At 62.2% G+C, this 17,621-nt stretch carries 16 protein-coding genes; 9 read left to right on the plus strand and 7 right to left on the minus strand.

The genetic code is table 11. From position 1 onward, the window contains the following. Positions 1 to 163: 163 nt before the first annotated feature. Positions 164 to 1,066, plus strand: coding sequence for a DMT family transporter (locus ACCAA_RS03790; RefSeq protein WP_425394448.1), 903 nt, complete (start codon positions 164 to 166; stop codon positions 1,064 to 1,066). A 69-nt stretch (positions 1,067 to 1,135) separates the two neighbouring features. On the opposite strand, the gene ACCAA_RS03795 is transcribed toward ACCAA_RS03790, so the two are convergent. Continuing rightward, positions 1,136 to 3,421, minus strand: a complete 2,286-nt coding sequence (locus ACCAA_RS03795; RefSeq protein ID WP_186405910.1) for a putative bifunctional diguanylate cyclase/phosphodiesterase — start codon at positions 3,419 to 3,421, stop codon at positions 1,136 to 1,138. Then, the gene (locus ACCAA_RS03800; protein ID WP_186405911.1) at positions 3,414 to 4,730 is read right to left on the minus strand and encodes a diguanylate cyclase; all 1,317 of its coding nucleotides are present in this window, start codon (positions 4,728 to 4,730) and stop codon (positions 3,414 to 3,416) included. Before ACCAA_RS03800 ends, ACCAA_RS03795 begins: the two co-directional genes overlap by 8 nt. Positions 4,731 to 5,095: 365 nt before the next feature. Between ACCAA_RS03800 and ACCAA_RS03805 the strand changes: the two genes are divergently transcribed. Together ACCAA_RS03805 and aroG are read left to right on the plus strand one after the other, a co-directional pair. Continuing rightward, a complete protein-coding gene (locus ACCAA_RS03805) occupies positions 5,096 to 6,193 on the plus strand; it encodes an HD domain-containing phosphohydrolase (RefSeq protein WP_186405912.1) in 1,098 nt (365 codons plus the stop codon). Between the two features lie 15 nt (positions 6,194 to 6,208). Then, on the plus strand, positions 6,209 to 7,288 hold the full coding sequence (gene aroG, locus ACCAA_RS03810) for a 3-deoxy-7-phosphoheptulonate synthase AroG (protein ID WP_186405913.1): 1,080 nt from the start codon (positions 6,209 to 6,211) through the stop codon (positions 7,286 to 7,288). A gap of 23 nt (positions 7,289 to 7,311) precedes the next feature. On the opposite strand, the gene rpmG is transcribed toward aroG, so the two are convergent. Both rpmG and rpmB read right to left on the minus strand, forming a co-directional pair. Then, positions 7,312 to 7,467 (minus strand): 50S ribosomal protein L33, encoded by a 156-nt coding sequence (gene rpmG, locus ACCAA_RS03815; protein ID WP_015767232.1) that lies wholly within the window; start codon positions 7,465 to 7,467, stop codon positions 7,312 to 7,314. A gap of 14 nt (positions 7,468 to 7,481) precedes the next feature. Continuing rightward, positions 7,482 to 7,715 (minus strand): 50S ribosomal protein L28, encoded by a 234-nt coding sequence (rpmB, locus tag ACCAA_RS03820; RefSeq protein ID WP_015767233.1) that lies wholly within the window; start codon positions 7,713 to 7,715, stop codon positions 7,482 to 7,484. Between the two features lie 261 nt (positions 7,716 to 7,976). Here rpmB and ACCAA_RS03825 point away from each other — a divergent pair, with 261 nt between their 5' ends. Beyond that, positions 7,977 to 9,830, plus strand: a complete 1,854-nt coding sequence (locus ACCAA_RS03825; RefSeq protein WP_186405914.1) for an AsmA family protein — start codon at positions 7,977 to 7,979, stop codon at positions 9,828 to 9,830. A 61-nt stretch (positions 9,831 to 9,891) separates the two neighbouring features. Here the strand turns inward: ACCAA_RS03825 and ACCAA_RS03830 are convergent, their stop codons facing one another. Then, the gene (locus ACCAA_RS03830) at positions 9,892 to 11,112 is read right to left on the minus strand and encodes an amino acid aminotransferase (RefSeq protein WP_186405915.1); all 1,221 of its coding nucleotides are present in this window, start codon (positions 11,110 to 11,112) and stop codon (positions 9,892 to 9,894) included. A gap of 50 nt (positions 11,113 to 11,162) precedes the next feature. On the opposite strand from ACCAA_RS03830, the gene uvrB reads away from it, so the two are divergent. Then, positions 11,163 to 13,241, plus strand: coding sequence for an excinuclease ABC subunit UvrB (gene uvrB / locus ACCAA_RS03835; protein ID WP_186405916.1), 2,079 nt, complete (start codon positions 11,163 to 11,165; stop codon positions 13,239 to 13,241). A gap of 68 nt (positions 13,242 to 13,309) precedes the next feature. Here uvrB and ACCAA_RS03840 read toward each other — a convergent pair whose 3' ends face one another. After that, positions 13,310 to 13,756, minus strand: a complete 447-nt coding sequence (locus tag ACCAA_RS03840) for a rhodanese-like domain-containing protein (RefSeq protein ID WP_186405917.1) — start codon at positions 13,754 to 13,756, stop codon at positions 13,310 to 13,312. 297 nt (positions 13,757 to 14,053) lie between these two features. Between ACCAA_RS03840 and ACCAA_RS03845 the strand changes: the two genes are divergently transcribed. The 3 genes from ACCAA_RS03845 to ACCAA_RS03855 all read left to right on the plus strand — a co-directional run bounded on the left by ACCAA_RS03845 (position 14,054) and on the right by ACCAA_RS03855 (position 16,212). Beyond that, a complete protein-coding gene (locus ACCAA_RS03845) occupies positions 14,054 to 14,569 on the plus strand; it encodes a hypothetical protein (protein ID WP_245754413.1) in 516 nt (171 codons plus the stop codon). A gap of 312 nt (positions 14,570 to 14,881) precedes the next feature. After that, positions 14,882 to 15,199: a hypothetical protein gene (locus ACCAA_RS03850; RefSeq protein WP_245754414.1), complete on the plus strand. Its 318-nt coding sequence runs from the start codon at positions 14,882 to 14,884 to the stop codon at positions 15,197 to 15,199. A 134-nt stretch (positions 15,200 to 15,333) separates the two neighbouring features. Beyond that, positions 15,334 to 16,212 carry a dienelactone hydrolase family protein gene (locus ACCAA_RS03855; RefSeq protein WP_186405918.1) on the plus strand — a complete coding sequence of 293 codons (879 nt, stop codon included), beginning with the start codon at positions 15,334 to 15,336 and terminating at the stop codon, positions 16,210 to 16,212. 19 nt (positions 16,213 to 16,231) lie between these two features. Here the strand turns inward: ACCAA_RS03855 and ACCAA_RS03860 are convergent, their stop codons facing one another. Further along, positions 16,232 to 16,930 (minus strand): glycine-rich domain-containing protein, encoded by a 699-nt coding sequence (locus tag ACCAA_RS03860; protein WP_186405919.1) that lies wholly within the window; start codon positions 16,928 to 16,930, stop codon positions 16,232 to 16,234. Between the two features lie 179 nt (positions 16,931 to 17,109). Between ACCAA_RS03860 and ACCAA_RS03865 the strand changes: the two genes are divergently transcribed. After that, positions 17,110 to 17,610, plus strand: coding sequence for a C40 family peptidase (locus ACCAA_RS03865; RefSeq protein ID WP_186405920.1), 501 nt, complete (start codon positions 17,110 to 17,112; stop codon positions 17,608 to 17,610). Positions 17,611 to 17,621 lie beyond the last annotated feature (11 nt).

A 17,621-nucleotide genomic window follows, 5' to 3' on the forward strand; every position in this document is an offset into this window, starting at 1 on the left:
CGCGTCGCGCATCGCGGCTACGTGCTGCAACATGGCCAGATCATCCTGTCGGGCACAGGTCTGGAGCTGCTGGCCAACCCCGAAGTGCACGCGGCTTATCTCGAAGGCGGACACGCTGCCGCTACTCCCCAACCCGTCGGCTGACGCCGCCGGCGAACGGACCCTGGCGGCGAACAAGGCACCGCCGCGCTGGTTGCCGTTCGTCGTCCTCGGCATCGGGCTGCTGGCGATCTCCTTCGGCGCCATCCTGGCGCGCCTGGCGCAGCGCCATGGCCTGCCGTCGCTGACCATTGCCACGCTGCGCCTCGGTCTGGCGGCGCTGCTCATCACGCCGATCGCCCTCTGGCAGTCGGGCCGCGCGCTGCGCACCTTGAACCTGCGGCAGGGGCTGCTGACCGCTGGCGCCGGCTTCTTCCTGGCGCTGCATTTCGCCACCTGGATCACTTCGCTCGAATACACCTCGGTGGCCAGCAGCACGGCGCTGGTGACGACCAACCTGCTGTGGATCGGCCTGGCCTCCTTCGTGCTCTTTGGCGACCGACCGAGGCGCCTGATGGCCATCGGCATCGTCATCTCGCTCGCCGGAAGCCTGCTGATTTTCTGGAGCGACAGCCGGACGAGTGCGGCCGGCAGCCATCCGCTGCTCGGCAACTTCCTGGCGCTGGTCGGGAGCTGGTGTTTCTCGTCCTATCTGTTGATCGGCCGCCGCCTGCGCGCCAGCCTGCCGCTGCCGGCCTATGTCTGGCTGGCCTATGGCAGTGCGGCGATCTTCCTGCTCTTCGCCTGCCAGGCCAGCGGCACTTCGCTGACCGGTTACGCCGGTGCCGCCTACCTCGTCGCACTGGGCATGGCGCTCGGCCCGCAACTTCTCGGTCACACCTCCTACAACTGGTCACTCAAGCACGTTTCGCCGACCTTCATCGCCGTTGTGACGCTCGGCGAGCCGGTCGGCAGCGCCGGCCTGGCCTGGCTTTTCTTCGCCGAGTCGTTCGCCTGGCTGCAGGGGATCGGCTTCGTCCTGCTGCTGGTCGGGATTTATCTGGCGGCGCGCGGCGAGGGGCAGTGACGCCGGATTCTGCCGGTTGGAGCCTGACCGGACGATGGGGGTGAACTACCGCCAACCGGGGTCACCGCCTCAAGGAGCCTGCAGAAAGCGCGCGAAGTCAGCCGCCGGTAGCGGCGGACTGAACAGGTAGCCCTGATAGGCGTGACAACCCTGCGCCGCCAGGACGTCGCGCTGCTCGACCGTCTCGACCCCTTCGGCAATGACCGAGAGACCGAGACTAGCGGCCAGCGTGATGATCGTGCGGGCGATCACCTCGTCATTGGGATCGGTCAGCAGGTCGCGGACAAAGGACTGGTCGATCTTCAACTGGTCGAGCGGCAGCCGTTTCAGATACGACAGCGACGAGTAACCGGTGCCGAAGTCGTCGAGAGAGAAACTGACACCACGCTCCTTCAAAGCGGTCATTTTGACAATGGTGTCCTCGATATTGTCGAGCAACATGCTTTCGGTCAGTTCGAGCTCGAGGTTGCGCGCGTTGGCACCTGCGGCGAGCACCGCCAGCACCTGCTCGACGAAGTTCGGCAAGCGAAACTGGCGAGCACTGACATTGACCGAAACCGTGAAGTGTTCCCTCCCCGGCTGGGCCGCCCAGAGTGCCGCTTGCGCACAAGCCGTCTCCAGCACCCACAGGCCGAGCGGCAGGATCAGCCCGGTTTCTTCGGCCAGAGGAATGAACTCGGCGGGCGAAACGATACCGCGCTGTTCGTGTTGCCAACGCAGCAGGGCCTCGGCACCGATGATGCGGCCCACGCCGTCCACCTGCGGCTGGTAGTAAAGAACGAAATCCTGCTTCCTGATGGCTTCACGCAGATCCTTCTCGAGGGCCGCACGGGCGGTGACCACCGCCTGCATCCTGGGATCGAAGAAGCGCAGGGTGTTACGGCCCGCGGCCTTGGCCTCATACATGGCGAGGTCTGCCCGCTTCATGAGGTCATCGATCGCGCTGCCATGCTGACCGCCAAACAGCGTGACGCCGATACTGGGCGTGTTTTGATACTCGTGGCCAGCCAGATCGTAGGGGTGATTGAGAACGGCGAGGACTTTCTCGCCGACGATCCGGCATTGGCCAGCGGCTTCATCGGTGCGCCCGTCAAGGTCGTCGAGCATGATCACGAACTCGTCACCGCCCAGCCGGGCGACGGTATCGCGCTCACGTACGCAGCCGGACAGCCGTTTGGCGACCTGGCGCAGCAGGTGGTCGCCCATGTCGTGACCGAGGGTGTCGTTGAGCGTCTTGAAGTTGTCGAGGTCTATGAACAGCAGTGCCCCCTGGCGGTCGCTGCGGGCGCTGGTCGCGATCGCCACCCGCAAGCGGTCGTGCAGCAGACGACGGTTGGGCAGGCCGGTCAGTGCGTCGTAGAAAGCCAGCCGCTCGATCTCTTCCTGGGCCGCCTTGTATTCGCTGACGTCGGTCAGCGCAGAAACATAGTGGGTCACCTTGCCTTCGCTGTCCCTGACCGCCGAAATCGTCAACCACTCCGCGAAGACCTCGCCGTTCTTGCGCCGGTTCCAGATCTCCCCTCGCCAGACTCCCGTGCCCTCGATGCTGGCGCGCATCGCCGCATAGAAGGCTGCGTCGTGGCGACCCGAACTGAGCATTTTCGGCGTCCGCCCGACGCAGTCGGCAGCGGAGTAGCCGGTGATCGTGCTGAAGGCCTGGTTAACCCGCAGGATAACGCTGTGGGCGTCGGTGATGAACATCCCCTGCTGCGACTCGAAAGCGGTGGCGGCAATACGCTCCCACTGTTCTGCCTGTTTGCGGTCGGTGATGTCGTGCGACACGACGACGACGCGGGCAGCCCGCCCCTGCTGGTCCGTGATCACTCTGCCGGTCGATGCCATGTGCCGGACACTACCGTCCTGGCGCACCAGACGATACTCGATTTCCTGACCACGACCCGTCCTGGTCGTCTCCTTGAAAACCTGCTGCACGCGCTCGCGATCATCGGGATGGACATCGGCGAACGAGTCGCTGCCGCGCAATTCGCGGGTGTCGCCGAAGATCTGTCGATACGAGGGACTGTTGTACAGCCGCTGGCCTTCGAGATCGAGAACTGCGATGTGCTCGCCAATGCTCTCCGAAATCAGCCGGAAGAACTCCCGCTGTTCCCGCAAGCTGGCTTCGAGTTCCTCTCTCTCGACAATGTCCTGGGTGGTACCGGCGCAAGCCAGCGTCTGCGCGTGCTTGAGGTCGGCTTCACACGCCTGCAGTTCTGCCCTTGTCCGGGCAAGATCGTTGCCGAGACGATGGACGTCATTTATCCGCTTCCGATACGAGCGAACGAGGAAAACGACCGGCAGCCAGGCTGTCGCTGCGATTAGGGCGATGGCTGCCGATCCGATCGGATCACGCATCAACGGCAGTGCTTTCGGCGAGTTCCCGGAAGAAGCGGTAGCAATTGCGCCCCGCTTTCTTGGCGTGGTACATCGCGGTGTCTGCGTTCTTCAATAGCCCGTTGACTTCCTCGGCGTGGTGCGGATAAACGGCAATCCCGATGCTGCCCGAAATGTCGATGTGGTGGGGACCGATGGTGAACGGTCGCCTGAGGGAAGCAAGCAGCTTGCCGGCCACCACTGCCGCGTCCCACGCCTTGTCGATCTGTGCCAGCAGAATGACGAACTCGTCACCGCCAAGGCGTGAAACGGTGTCCGATTCCCTCGGCACACAACTCTGCAGGCGATGCGCCACTTCCCTGAGCAGAAGATCGCCGATGTCATGGCCGAGAATGTCGTTCACGGGCTTGAACTGATCCAGGTCGAGGAACATCACGGCCACCGTTCCCCGGTCGCGGCGCGCCTGTGCCAGAGCCTGGGCCAAGCGGCCGTCAAGCAGCGTCCGGTTTGGCAAATCGGTCAAGTGGTCATGATGGGCAAGGTGCTGAACGCTTTCTTCGATGGCCTTGCGCTCGGAGATATCCTGTTTTATGGCGATGAAATGGCGAATCGTGCCATTCCTGTCGGTTACCGGGGAGATGGTCAGCGATTCATCGTAGAGGCTGCCATCCTTGCGTCGGTTGACCAACTCGCCGCTCCATACTCGGCCGGCCAGGATGCAGTCCCACATCCGCTGGTAGAAGGCGGCATCCTGTTTGCCGGAGTTGAGCATCTCGCCTGGGGTGCGGCCCACGGCTTCCACCAGAGTCCGCCCGGTCATGGTCGTAAAGGCTGGATTGGCCCACTCGACGGTCGCATGAATGTCGGTGATGACGATGCCGTTGGCCGCCGAATTCAGCGCCGCTTCGAACAGACGCAGGCGCGACTCGAGTTTCTGGCGCACCAGTGCGTGCCGTATTGCCCTGCCGAGCGCATTGTGCGCAAACTGACCCTTGACGAGATAGTCCTGCGCACCGGCGCGCAGCGCCTCCTCGGCAAGGTCATGGTCGTCCTGACCGGTGAGCACGATGACCGGCACATCAGGGAGCACGACACGCAGCGCTTTCACTGCGGCGAGTCCCGTCGAATCAGGCAGGGCCAGGTCGAGCAGCACGACATCGGGCTTGGCGGTAGCGGCTGCCGCAAGCCCCTCTTCCAGGGTGGGCGCCGAGGCGACGCGATCGCTGTCGCCAATTGCCCGCAGCCCGGCAAGGCGAACGTTGGCCCAGAGATCGCCAGGGTCGTTTTCGATCACCAGGATCGACAGTGGCTTTGGGACCGACTTGCTCATGCGCGACTCTCCCCTGTACCCGCTGACCAGGCCCTGCCCAGCCGGGTGCACGATGACCACAGCCAAGCGAGCTGCCCGGCTTTCATCGACCGTTGCTCGGCAAGCACACCAGTTTGAACCAGTACTCGCCCAAAGTGCACACAATGGCCATCAATTCGCGCAGATCCCAAAGCTTATGAACCTAGCCAGCGGTGTGGCATCGACTCCCTTCACCTTCTGCTTGTCGATTCTACCCCCTCAGGCGATGGGGAACGCGGGTGTGAACCAGAAACATCCCAGCCCGACGCCGCGTTGAAGATTGCCGGAAGTGATGGAAGCGGTAATAATGCGGACCGGCCAATTGCCGTTTCCCCGCTAGGTTCATCATGGCAACCATTCTGATCGTTGACGACACTCCAGAAAACCTGGCGGTTCTGACCTGTCTGCTCAGCCCACTGCATCACGTCCGGGCGGTCAACTCGGGACAGCAGGCCTTGCAGGCCGCGGCGAGCGAGCCGCGGCCCGACCTCATCCTGCTCGACGTGATGATGCCTGAGATGGACGGCTACGAGGTCCTGCGGCACCTGCACGCAAACCCGACCACCAACGCGATTCCGGTGATCTTTGTCACCGCCAGCGACAGCAGTGACGATGAGGAACAGGGGCTGACGCTGGGCGCCGTGGACTACATTACCAAGCCAATCAGGCCGGCGGTGGTCATCGCTCGGGTGCAAGCACATCTTGCCCTGAAAGCCAGCCGCGACTTGCTGCAGCGCACGCTTGACGAGGAGATCGACCGGCGGATGGCCGACAACCTCAGGATCCAGGAGGTCAGCATACACGCGCTGGCTCGCCTGGCCGAGATCCGCGACCCCGAGACCGGGAACCATCTCCGCCGGACGCGGGACTACGTCCGTACCCTGGCGAGTGAGTTGTCGTCACACCCCCGTTTTGCCGGCTTCCTGACAAAACAGAACATTGACGTCCTCGTCATGTCGGCGCCCCTGCACGATATAGGTAAAGTCTGCATCGATAACAGGATCCTGCGCAAGCCTGGCCCGCTGACACCGGACGAATGGGACGAAATGAAGACCCACAGCGAGAAGGGCTACAGGGCACTCGATCAGGCGGCGACCATGGCCGAGAAACCGATCGACTTTCTCAGCATGGCCAAGGACATTGCCCACTACCACCACGAGAAATGGGACGGCTCTGGCTACCCGGAAGGGCTGGCTGGCGACGCAATCCCCATCCCGGCACGCCTGATGGCCCTGGCCGATGTCTTCGACGCGCTGATCAATCGGCGGATCTACAAGGGAGCGTTCTCTGTCGGCGAAGCTTTGCAGATCATCCGTGACGGGCGCGGCAGCCACTTCGACCCGGACATGGTCGATGCATTTTTCGCCCGCCAGGACGAATTCCTCGCTATCGCAGCCAGACACGCCGGCAGTGAGGCCGGCCCGGCAATCACACCCACAACCTGATCTGGGAGATCAGCCATGACCTTGCAGAGCAAGCCCAACACTGACGACATTCGCATCCGGGAAATCAAGGAACTGGTGCCGCCAGCGCACGTCTTTCGCGAGTTTCCGGTCGGTGTCCGCGCCGCGCAAACGACCTATAGCGCGCGCCAGAACATTCACCGCATCCTGCATGGCGCCGACAATCGCCTGCTGGTGGTGATTGGCCCTTGCTCGATTCACGACGTAGATTCGGCCGTCGACTACGCCAAGCGCCTGCAGAGCGAAGTGCCGCGCTTCGACGACGATCTCCTGATCGTAATGCGCGTGTACTTTGAGAAGCCGCGCACAACGGTTGGCTGGAAGGGTCTGATAAACGATCCGCGTCTCGATAACAGCTTCCGCATCAACGAAGGGGTGCGCCTGGCGCGCGGGCTGCTGCTTGAAATCAACGACATGGGCCTGCCGTGTGCGACCGAGTTCCTCGACACCATCACGCCGCAGTACACGGCGGACCTCATCGCTTGGGGAGCAATCGGCGCACGGACTACCGAATCGCAGGTGCACCGCGAGTTGGCTTCCGGACTGTCATGCCCGGTGGGCTTCAAAAACGGAACCGACGGCAACATTCGCATCGCCATCGATGCCATCCGCGCCGCACAGTCACCGCATCATTTTCTTTCGGTGACCAAGGCCGGTCATTCGGCAATCGTGTCTACCAGCGGCAACGAGGACTGCCATGTGATCCTGCGCGGTGGCCGGGAACCGAACTACGACGCAGCGCATGTCGACGCCGCCTGCCGGGAAATCGCCGCCGCCGGCCTCGCCGCACGCCTGATGATCGACGCCTCGCACGCCAACAGTGACAAACGCTTCAAGCAACAGATCGCCGTGGCCACGGACACGGCGATCCAGATTGCGGCAGGCGAGGAGCGAATCATCGGCGTCATGGTCGAGTCGCACCTCATTGAAGGACGTCAAGACCTAGTGCCGGGTCAGCCGCTCGAGTACGGCAAAAGCATCACCGATGCCTGCCTGGGATGGGAGGAATCGATGATGCTGCTGGAGATGCTGGCGAAAGGTGTACGCTCCCGCCGCCTGGTCGAGGCCGCCCAGTAAGCAGGAGACCGGCGCGGGACGCGCTACCTGAGCTTGATTTCCTTGTAGATCACATGCTTGCGGGCTTTTGGATCGTACTTCTTGATCTCCATCTTGCCTGGCATGGTCTTCTTGTTCTTGGTCGTGGTGTAGAAATGCCCCGTACCGGCGGTCGATTCAAGCTTGATTTTGTCACGCATGGCGGACCTCCTTGTCAGATCTCGCCGCGTGCGCGCAGATCAGCGAGCACGACGTCGATACCATTCTTGTCGATGGTGCGCAGTCCGGCATTCGATACGCGCAAGCGCACCCAGCGGTTTTCGCCCTCAATCCAGAAGCGGCGATACTGCAGATTCGGAAGGAAGCGGCGCTTCGTTCTATTGTTGGCATGGGAAACATTGTTCCCCGCCATCGGGCCTTTGCCCGTCACCTGGCAAACACGCGCCATGATTGTCGCTCCAATTGTCTTTGGGAAGAAAGCCCGCGATTTTAGCGCATGCAGCGGGTTGAATTCAAGCCTTTTGGTCACGCACGTAGTGCAAGAGAAGAGAGCGTACGGCCAAAGCAATCGACATCAGCGATCCGCACGAGAAAGAGAGCACGGGTTTGCGCATTATTCGACTTCTCCCGTGTCCCAACAAGGTGCACAATCAATGCTTTCTGCAACCTGACGCTCCCCTGCCTCTGACACCAAGACGCTGCTGAAGCAATGGACCCTACTCTGATTGATCCCGATCTGATCTACGCCAAGACCGTTGCCGGCGAAAAGGCCATGCAGGAGCGGACACGCGTCGTCCAAAGAAACATCCGGATGGTGCTGATTCTCGTCGACGGCAACGCCACGGTAGCCGAATTATGCAACCGGACGGGCAATGCGCAACTGACCCAGAACGCGCTGATCGTACTCGAGAACGATGGCTTTATCGAGCGCAAAGCCGAAAGAGACCCGCTCTGGGGCCGCAGGGACAAATCCGGCAGGCACGCAAAGGCTGATGACCAACGATTGGCGTCCGAATTCTCGACCTTTGGCAACCGCGACGAATCGGCATTGGTACAGTCACGGCCGTCAGACAGCGGGGCACCAGGGATCCTTCGCCTAAATCCCGACCATGCCAGGCAGAGTTCGCTCTCGCCATCCTCATTGCCGCAAGTTCCGTCCCACTCCGGCGCCCACTCCGACACCGTACATCAGCAGGACGACGAGCTGGCCGCGTCATCGCCGGCCAGCGCAGAGAAGACACTCTCCCGTCTTGCGCGTCTGATGACCCGCACGCACTCGGGTACGGCAACGGATTTGCCTGATCTCAAGGCGATCCGTCGTGGCGGGCGCGGCTGGCATCTGGCCTGGCCGTTGACCGTGGTGCTCGGTGCAGTGGCCTTGTCGGCGCTGCTCTTTCTTGTCGCCATGCTCTTCCCCTATGCGCGCTATTTGCCGGAAGTGGAAGCTGCACTGGCGCTGCACGCCGGACAGCCGGTAAAAGTCGATGACCTGCGCGTCAGCTTTTACCCCAGGCCCGGTCTTCTGCTCGGCAGCGTCCAATTGGGCGACGCCGGCGAGATTCGCATCGCTGAACTGCGCCTGCAACCGGTTTTCAGCACGCTGCTATCATCAAACGTACTCTTCCGCGAGATCGATCTGAGCGGCATCGAGTTGTCTGCAGCGGCCATCTCCAGTCTTTCGCGGATGTTTGCTTCCGCGGTTCGGGAATCCGCCAGCACGGGCGCACTGCGCGTGACGGTTGACAAGGCGGACGTCTCGTTCGCGGGTCTTGGCACGGGTGAGATGAGGGGTGAACTCGGACTTTCTCCGCATGATGGGCTTCTGCAAACCGTGTCCCTGCATTCGGCGGACCACAGCCTGCAGCTCGAGGCCAAACCGATCGACGAGGGTCTCGCGGTTCAGATCGAGGGTCTCGGTTGGCGTCCATCACCCAAGTCGCCGTACCTGTTTGACTCTCTGACCCTGAAAGGAGAGATTCGGGCGAGTACTTTCACCATCGACCACGTGGAGATGCGCATCTTCGGCGGACTGGCTGAAGGTGCCGCGGTCTTGCGCGCAGACCGCCAACGCTCGATGTCTGGCGAGATCTCGTTTGAACGGATCAGTGCGAAACGATTCGGCGAGGCACTGGGGATTGGCGGACAGTTCGAAGGCAATGTCAACGGAAAAGTGAAATTCGCTGCCACGTCGGACACCTGGTCCGACATCCTCTCCGCTTTGTACGCCGACGGCGAGATGACGATGACCCGTGGCTCCCTGGGCGGTATCGACCTTCCCGAGGCCGTGCGCAGGGTTTCAGCGACGCCCGCAACGCTGGGTGGCGCGACACGCTTTGAGCAGCTATCCGGTGCGCTCAGGCTGACGCCGACCAGTTATCGACTCTCCCGCCTGGTCTTGAACGCCGGGCTGATGCAATCGACCGGCCAGCTCGAAGTGAGCCATGATCTGCAGTTGCGGGGCCGAATGGACGTACAGATGCGCGGACACGCCGACCATACCGCCAAACAGGTCACCATCAGCGGGCCGCTGAAGTCCCCGCAGCTACAGACGCCGTCGCCCTGATCAAGTGATCGTCGTGCGTCGCCAGGGCGACTTTCACGGCCAGGTCCGTGACCGTCGTCGATCAGCCGGGGGCACGCTGTTCCACCACGGAGGCGATCGCGTCGGCCACGTAGTCGATGTTGCGCGTATTGAGCGCCGCGACACAGATCCGGCCCGTGCCGACCGCGTAGATACCATATTCGTCACGCAGGCGGTCAACCTGTTCGACGCTCAGCCCGGTATACGAGAACATGCCGCGCTGCCTGGCGATGAACGAGAAGTCCTGGCTCGCCCCCTTGCCTTTCAGCTTGTCGACCAGGCTGACGCGCATGGCGCGGATTCGCCCGCGCATTTCGCCAAGTTCGTCCTCCCACATCTGTCGCAAGTCCGGGCTGGACAAAACGGCAGTGACCACTGCTCCGCCATGCGTCGGCGGGCTGGAGTAGTTGGTCCTGACGACGCGCTTGATCTGTGACATCACGCGTGCTGCCTCGTCCCTGCTGCCGGTAACCACCGACAGCGCACCGACACGCTCGCCATAGAGCGAAAAGGATTTGGAAAACGAACTCGCCACCAGGAACTGCAGGCCGGAAGCCGCCAGCAGCTTGAGCGCCAGTGCGTCTTCGTCAATGCCATCGGCAAAACCCTGATAAGCCATGTCGAGGAAGACGACCAGGCCGCGTGCGCTGAGGACGTCGATGATTTCGCGCCACTGCGCTTCGTCGAGGTCGGCGCCGGTCGGATTATGGCAACAGGCGTGCAGAACAACGATCGATCCGGCCGGCAAAGCGCTCAGTCCGCTCTTCATGCCTGCAAAGTTGACGCCACGGGTCGCCGCATCGTAGTAGGGGTAGGTCTCGACCGCGAAACCAGCATACTCGAAAAGAGCGCGATGGTTCTCCCAGCTCGGATCACTGATGAAGACCGTGGCCTCGGGCAGCAGCCGCCGCAGGTAATCCGCGCCGACCTTGAGCGCGCCGGTACCACCCAGGGCCTCGATGGTGAGCACACGGCCTTCTTCGAGCAAGCTCGAGTCCTGACCGAAAAGCAGCTTCTGCACGGCCTGGTTATAGGCGGCAGGACCATCGATTGGCTGATAGCCCCGCGACGGCATGGCTTCCAGCCGAGCCTTCTCAGCCTGTTTGACGGCAGCGAGCAGCGGAATCGTGCCGCTATCGTCAAAGTACACGCCAACCCCGAGGTTGACCTTGGTCGCGTGAGTGTCGGCGTTGAACGATTCAGTGAGACCGAGGATTGGATCGCGTGGAGCCATTTCGACGGCAGCGAAAGCGGAAGCGGGCATGGGTGTTTCCTAAATGGGCGAGAGAGCACGATACCACGTAAAATTCTAGCATGCCATACAGCGTCCGCTCTGCCGAAAAACCGCCTTCCGTCACTTTCGAGGGTAGCCCGTTTCGTCTCTGCCAACCGTTCCAGCCGGCCGGCGACCAGCCGACGGCGATCAGCAGGCTGGTCGAAGGACTCGCCGATGGGCTTTCGTTCCAGACCCTGCTCGGGGTCACCGGATCGGGAAAGACCTATACGATGGCCAACGTGATCGCGCGCACGGGCCGTCCAGCGCTGGTCCTCGCACCGAACAAGACGCTGGCCGCCCAACTCTATGCCGAGTTCAGGGAGTTCTTCCCCGACAACGCCGTCGAGTATTTTGTCTCCTACTACGATTACTACCAGCCGGAGGCCTACGTTCCGGCGCGCGACCTGTACATCGAAAAGGATTCGTCGATCAATGAGCACATCGAGCAGATGCGTTTGTCGGCGACCAAGAGCCTGCTCGAACGCCGCGATTGTGTGATCGTTGCCACCGTCTCGTGCATCTATGGCATCGGCGACCGCGACGAGTACCACAAGATGATCCTCACCATGCGCATCGGTGACCACATCGGCCAGCGCGAAGTGATCAAACGCCTGATCGACATGCAGTACGAGCGCAATGAAACCGACTTCCGCCGTGGAACCTTTCGCGTTCGCGGCGACCTGATCGACGTCTTTCCGGCCGAGCACGCCGAACAGGCGATCCGCATCTCGCTTTTCGATGACGAGATCGAAGGCCTGCAGCTCTTCGACCCCCTGACCGGGCATCTGCAGAGCCGGCTGCTGCGCTTCACCGTCTTTCCGTCATCGCACTACGTCACGCCGCGCGAGACGGTCCTGCGAGCGATCGAGAAGATCAAGCACGAATTGACTGAACGGGTCGCCGTTTTGAACAGCGAAGGTCGCCTGGTAGAGGCGCTGCGCATCGAGCAGCGCACCCGCTTCGACCTCGAAATGCTTGACCAGATCGGCTTCTGTAAGGGCATCGAGAACTATTCCCGCCATCTGTCGGGCCGCCAGGCCGGTGAACCGCCGCCCACCCTGATCGATTATCTTCCGGCCGACGCGCTGATGTTCATCGACGAATCGCACGTCTCGATTCCCCAGGTTGGCGGCATGTACAAGGGTGATCGCTCGCGCAAGGAGAACCTGGTCAACTACGGCTTCCGTCTGCCGTCGGCACTGGACAACCGGCCGCTGAAGTTCGAGGAATACGAGGCCCTGCTGCGACAGACGATCTTCCTTTCGGCGACCCCCGCAGCCTACGAAGAGGCACACCAGGGCCAGGTCGTCGAGCAGGTCGTTCGCCCGACCGGCCTGGTCGACCCGGTGCTGATCGTTCGCCCCGCGTCGACGCAGATCGATGACCTCCTGTCGGAGATCAGGCTGCGCGTCGCGCTCGCCGAACGTGTCCTGGTCACCACGCTGACCAAGAGAATGGCCGAGGAGCTGACCGACTACCTCGGCGAACACGAGGTGCGGGTGCGCTATCTGCACTCGGACATCGACACCGTCGAGCGCGTCGAAATCATTCGCGATCTCCGGCTAGGAAAATTTGACGTTTTGGTCGGCATCAACCTGCTGCGCGAGGGGCTCGACATCCCGGAGGTCTCCCTGGTGGCGATCCTCGACGCCGACAAGGAGGGATTTCTGCGCTCCGAGCGCTCGCTGATACAGACCATCGGCCGCGCCGCGCGCCATCTGCACGGCACGGCCATTCTCTATGGCGACCGGGTTACCGGCTCGATGAGCCGCGCGATTGCCGAAACGGAACGGCGGCGCTTGAAGCAGATGGCTTTCAATGAAGCGCAGGGCATCATCCCGAAGGGCGTCAGCAAGCGGATCACGGATATCATCGACGGCGTCCATGATGCAGACAATACGCAGCGGCAACTCAAGGCTGCCCAGCAGCAGGCCAGTTACGAAGCAATGAGCGAGAAACAACTGGCTCGGGAACTGAAACGGATCGAGCGGGAGATGCTCGAATACGCCAAGAACCTCGATTTCGAAAAAGCTGCCGCCGCGCGCGATGAGTTGTTCCGTATCCGGAAACAGGTGTTTGGCATCAGCGGTTCCGCAGCCAGCCCTGAAGCTTCCTGAGAGCGTGGCGGCACGGTCAATACGGTTAAATAGTCATCGACAGGGTTCGTCGACACGGTCCAGCAATTTCAGCAGCGGGCGCCGGCCGCGCAGGTCGCCTGAGCGCTGGGCGCTGGCGCCATCGGTCGCCCCTCCTTCGCCCAGGCGAGAATGCCACCCTGGACGCTGTACACCTTGCCGTAACCCGCCTCCTGCGACAGGACCCGGCTTGCCGCCTTCGTCCGCTTGCCGCTGCGGCAGATGAGGATCACCGGCTGGTCCGGCCCCGCGACGCCGCGTACCTTTTCCAGCCAGGCGGGCGAATCGGTACGACCACGCTCATCAACGAAGGTGAGCAACTTGCTGCCCGCGACGATCCCGGTTTCCTGCCATTCGCCTTCGGTACGGATATCGATCACCGGCACCCCGGCGGCGCTCAGACGTGCCAGTTCGGCGTTGTCGATATCGACCACGTCGGCGCGAACAGAAAGTGCGAAAAGCAGGACAAAGAAGGAAAAACCCAGTCTGCGGACCATGGCCGATGCTCCCGAAACGTCGAGTGGGCTATCTTACGTCCATTTGTCGTCTTGCACTCGCCTTGATGGTTGCCACGACGCCTGCACGTGGTACGCAGGCGCGACAAACGAGCGATCACCATGGTACGCTCTCGCCTTTCTGTTCTGGGGCCTTCCGAAATGGGCGTTATCTGCCGCAAGTCAAGCGCGTCCTATCCCTTTGCGATACGCGCCTTTCGTGTCGCCGACCGAAGATGCGCCCATCGCTCAGGGCGGTCGGCAGCGTGCTTCTTTCGCCAAGTTTTCGGCTGGCTGGCAATGGCCACCTTCGCTGCGCCGCCGGTTATGGCGCAGGCTCCGGCCCCGGCCCGGACGGACGTGCCGTCGCCCTGGGAGGCCCCGGAACCGTGGCGCACCGACAGGTTCTATTTTCAGACCAGCGTCGCAACGGTGCACTTCAACCCGGACCCCGAGCACAACAATTCGCAGCACCTCATCAACCTCGAATGGCGATTGAAGGAAAGCTGGCTCGATGGCCAGTGGCTGGTCGGTGCAGCGTTCTTCGACAACTCCTACAGCCAGAATTCCCAGTATGTCTATGGTGGTCTGCTGTGGCGGCCGATCGAGAAGGCGCAGCCCTTCTACCTGAAGCTGACCGCCGGTGTGGTGCACGGCTATACGGGCGAGTACCAGGACAAAATCCCGTACAACAGTACTGGCTACGCGCCCGGCATCGTGCCGTCGATGGGTTATTGTTATAACCGCGTTTGCTCCGAACTCGTGCTTTTCGGCGGGGCGGGCATGATGCTGACCATCGGCCTGACGCTACCGTGATCTGCTCCAGCCTCTGGCTATAGACAGGTGATGGTGTCGACCCGGAACAACTGCAGATCGATGGTCGAAATTATTGACCCCTGGCAGTCAACCGACTCGAACATGCGTCGTTAAGCGAAGTACGACGCAGCAGAAACAGGCTAAAGTGCTCCCCGAAGTCGAGACAGGAATCAGGTCTGTTTCAGCCAGATACTCGACTTCACCAATACTTGGGGGGCGCGTCGTTGGCAACGATAACAAGGTAATAAACTCAGCAGGTGTATTCGGCGGTAAATAGGTAACACCCACTTTCTAATCTAGAGGAGAAATACCATGCGCGCACAAATCGCTTTCATCGCTCTCGCCACCGTTTTGTCCACCGCGGCTTTTGCTCAAAAGACCCAGAGCACAACGAACCCGAACGCTGTCCAGATCCAGGGCAACACCAACATCACGGCAGAACAGAAAGACGTCACCGCTGTTGCCGTAGGCAAAGACAACACGGCCAAGAACACGGCCGGCGCCATCAAGGGTGGCACCCAGATCCAGGGCAACACCAACATCAAGGCCAAACAGACGGGTGCGACGGCGGTCGCAGTTGGCAAGGGCAATACCGCAGCAAATGAAGCCGGCGTCATCGGCGGCAAGTAAGCGCTCTTCCTCTTGAAGCCACCGCTGACGGCCATCTGTCAGCGGTGGCTTCTTCTTTTTTGTGGCGCTGCGCGGAGACTCCTCGCCGCAAGACCCCTGACGAGAAAGGCCTACAGCCCACACAGGAGAGTTCAGTGACCGACACGACCGATTTCGATAGTCTCGTGCCAGCCCTTCCCTTGAGCCGCCGTCTGTTCATCGTCACCGCCCTCGGTGCCGGCTTTGCGCTGTCCGTACAACCGGTGGCGGCACAAACGGTGATCACCACCAACAGCGCAGGCCTCGTCGCCGGCGAAATCAGCGTCCCTGCGGCAGGTGGCGAAATGCCTGCCTATCAAGCGCAGCCGGCAACGGGTAGCGGCTGGCCGGTAATCCTTGTCGTGCAGGAGGTATTTGGCGTCCATGACTACGTCAAGGACGTGTGCCGTCGCTTGGCCAAGTTCGGCTACCTCGCCATTGCCCCCGAGCTTTACGCGCGACAGGGCGACCCGCGGCAGTACAGCAACGTGCAGGAACTGCTCGACGCAGTGGTCAGCAAGGTTCCGGATGCGCAGGTCATGGCCGATCTCGACGCCTGCGTGGCCTGGGCGCGGGCCAATGGCGGCAACACGGCGAAGCTGGGAATTACCGGCTTCTGCTGGGGAGGACGGATTACCTGGCTTTACTCAGCGTACAACCCTCAGGTCAAGGCCGGAGTCGCCTGGTATGGCAGACTCGTCGGCCAGACCAGTGAACTGACGCCAAAGCAACCGCTCGACGTCGCTGCCAGCCTGCACGGGCCGGTGCTGGGGCTATACGGTGGCGCCGATCCGGGGATACCCCCCGACACCGTCAGAGAGATGCGCCAGGCGCTTGCCGTCGCCGCGAATCCGGCCAGCAAAGCGTCGAGAATCCATGTGTACGACGGCGCACCGCACGCGTTTCACGCCGATTACCGACCGAGCTACCGCAAGGAAGAAGCCGAGGATGGCTGGTGGCGCCTGCACGCGTGGTTCAAACAGCACGGCGTCTGATCGCGCGCCAGCGGCGGCGTCAGTCGCCGCCGCACCCTCCGCCGCCGCCACACCCGTCGCCGGAGGAACCACCACCGTCACCAGCGTCACCGCCGCTACTGTCACCGCCGCTACTGTCGCCGCTGCCACCAGTGCTGCCGCTACAACTGCCACCGCAACCGATGTGGCCAGCGCAGAAGTCGCTACCGGTCGGCGCGGCAAGGCAATCCAGCCGATAGACGAAGCCACCGACAATGCCGAGCGTGGCGTCGAGTGCGAAAAGAGTCGGTAGCGACTTCGGCGCCTGGGCATCGATCCCCTGACGTCGACACGACAGCCGCCAGGCGCGCTTGATGCCATCCTGCGCGTCGGTCGGCGTGCGCATCGCTTCGGCCGGCGTGTGGTGCAGAAAACGGCCGAGCCCGCGGTCACAGAACTGATGATACTGGCGGGTGAACAGAATGAACTCGTGCCAGGCATCGTCGACCGCCTGCGACGGCATGGCCACGAGACGATTGCCTGCCTCGCGGCAAAGCTGAAAATACTCGCGCAGGCCGTCGAAGACCCGCTTCCGCTGGGCGGCAGTCAACTCCGGCCGTCGCGCCGCGAGTCGCCGGTCGAGATACTTCGCGTAAGGATAGCTGTCGATATACCTGGCACGCTGCCTGAGCAGCGCCCGCCACCAGACGATCGCCGCGATGATCAGGCCGCTGGCCAACAGCACGACGAACAGCGTCATCTATCGCGCTCGCCGCTTCAGACCGGGCTGAAACAGCGGAACTTGACGACTCCTGTGCCATCGTCATCATCGGTCTGCCAGCAACCGCCGGCATGACAGTTCAAGCGCAGCCGACGTGGATCGCCAAGATGCATGACAATCTCGCAAAATCTGAAAAGGAGGAGTTTATACTATGCGCCATGCGTGCACCTCTCCTCATCGCCTACCTCGTCTCGCTGCTTCTGGCAGGCTGCGGCAGCACGCCGCCGCCGCAGCCTGATCGCCCACTACCGGCGACGCGTATCGATCGCCCGGCGAGCAACCCCAAGGCTCACGAGGTGGTGATCTTCGCTCTGGGCCTGATCGATACAGGCTACCGCTTCGGGGGCAAGAACCCCGAAGCGGGTCTCGATTGCAGCGGCTTGGTGTCCTATATCTACGGACGCGCCGCCGGCATCAAGGTGAGCGGCAGCGCCGCCGACATCGCCAGTCGCGGCCACCCGATCGAGCGTGCCAGCCTGCGCCCCGGTGACCTCGTTTTCTTCAACACGCGCAACGCCTCGTTCTCGCATGTCGGCATCTATATTGGCGACGAGCGCTTCGTGCACGCCCCGTCGAGCAACGGCCGGGTACGCATCGATCAACTGGGCGCCCGTTACTATGCGCAGCGCTTCGAAACGGCGCGCAGCTACTTCGACTAGGCCAAGGCGGA

Origin of the sequence: Candidatus Accumulibacter aalborgensis, assembly GCF_900089955.1 — a bacterium.
Lineage (GTDB): Bacteria > Pseudomonadota > Gammaproteobacteria > Burkholderiales > Rhodocyclaceae > Accumulibacter > Accumulibacter aalborgensis.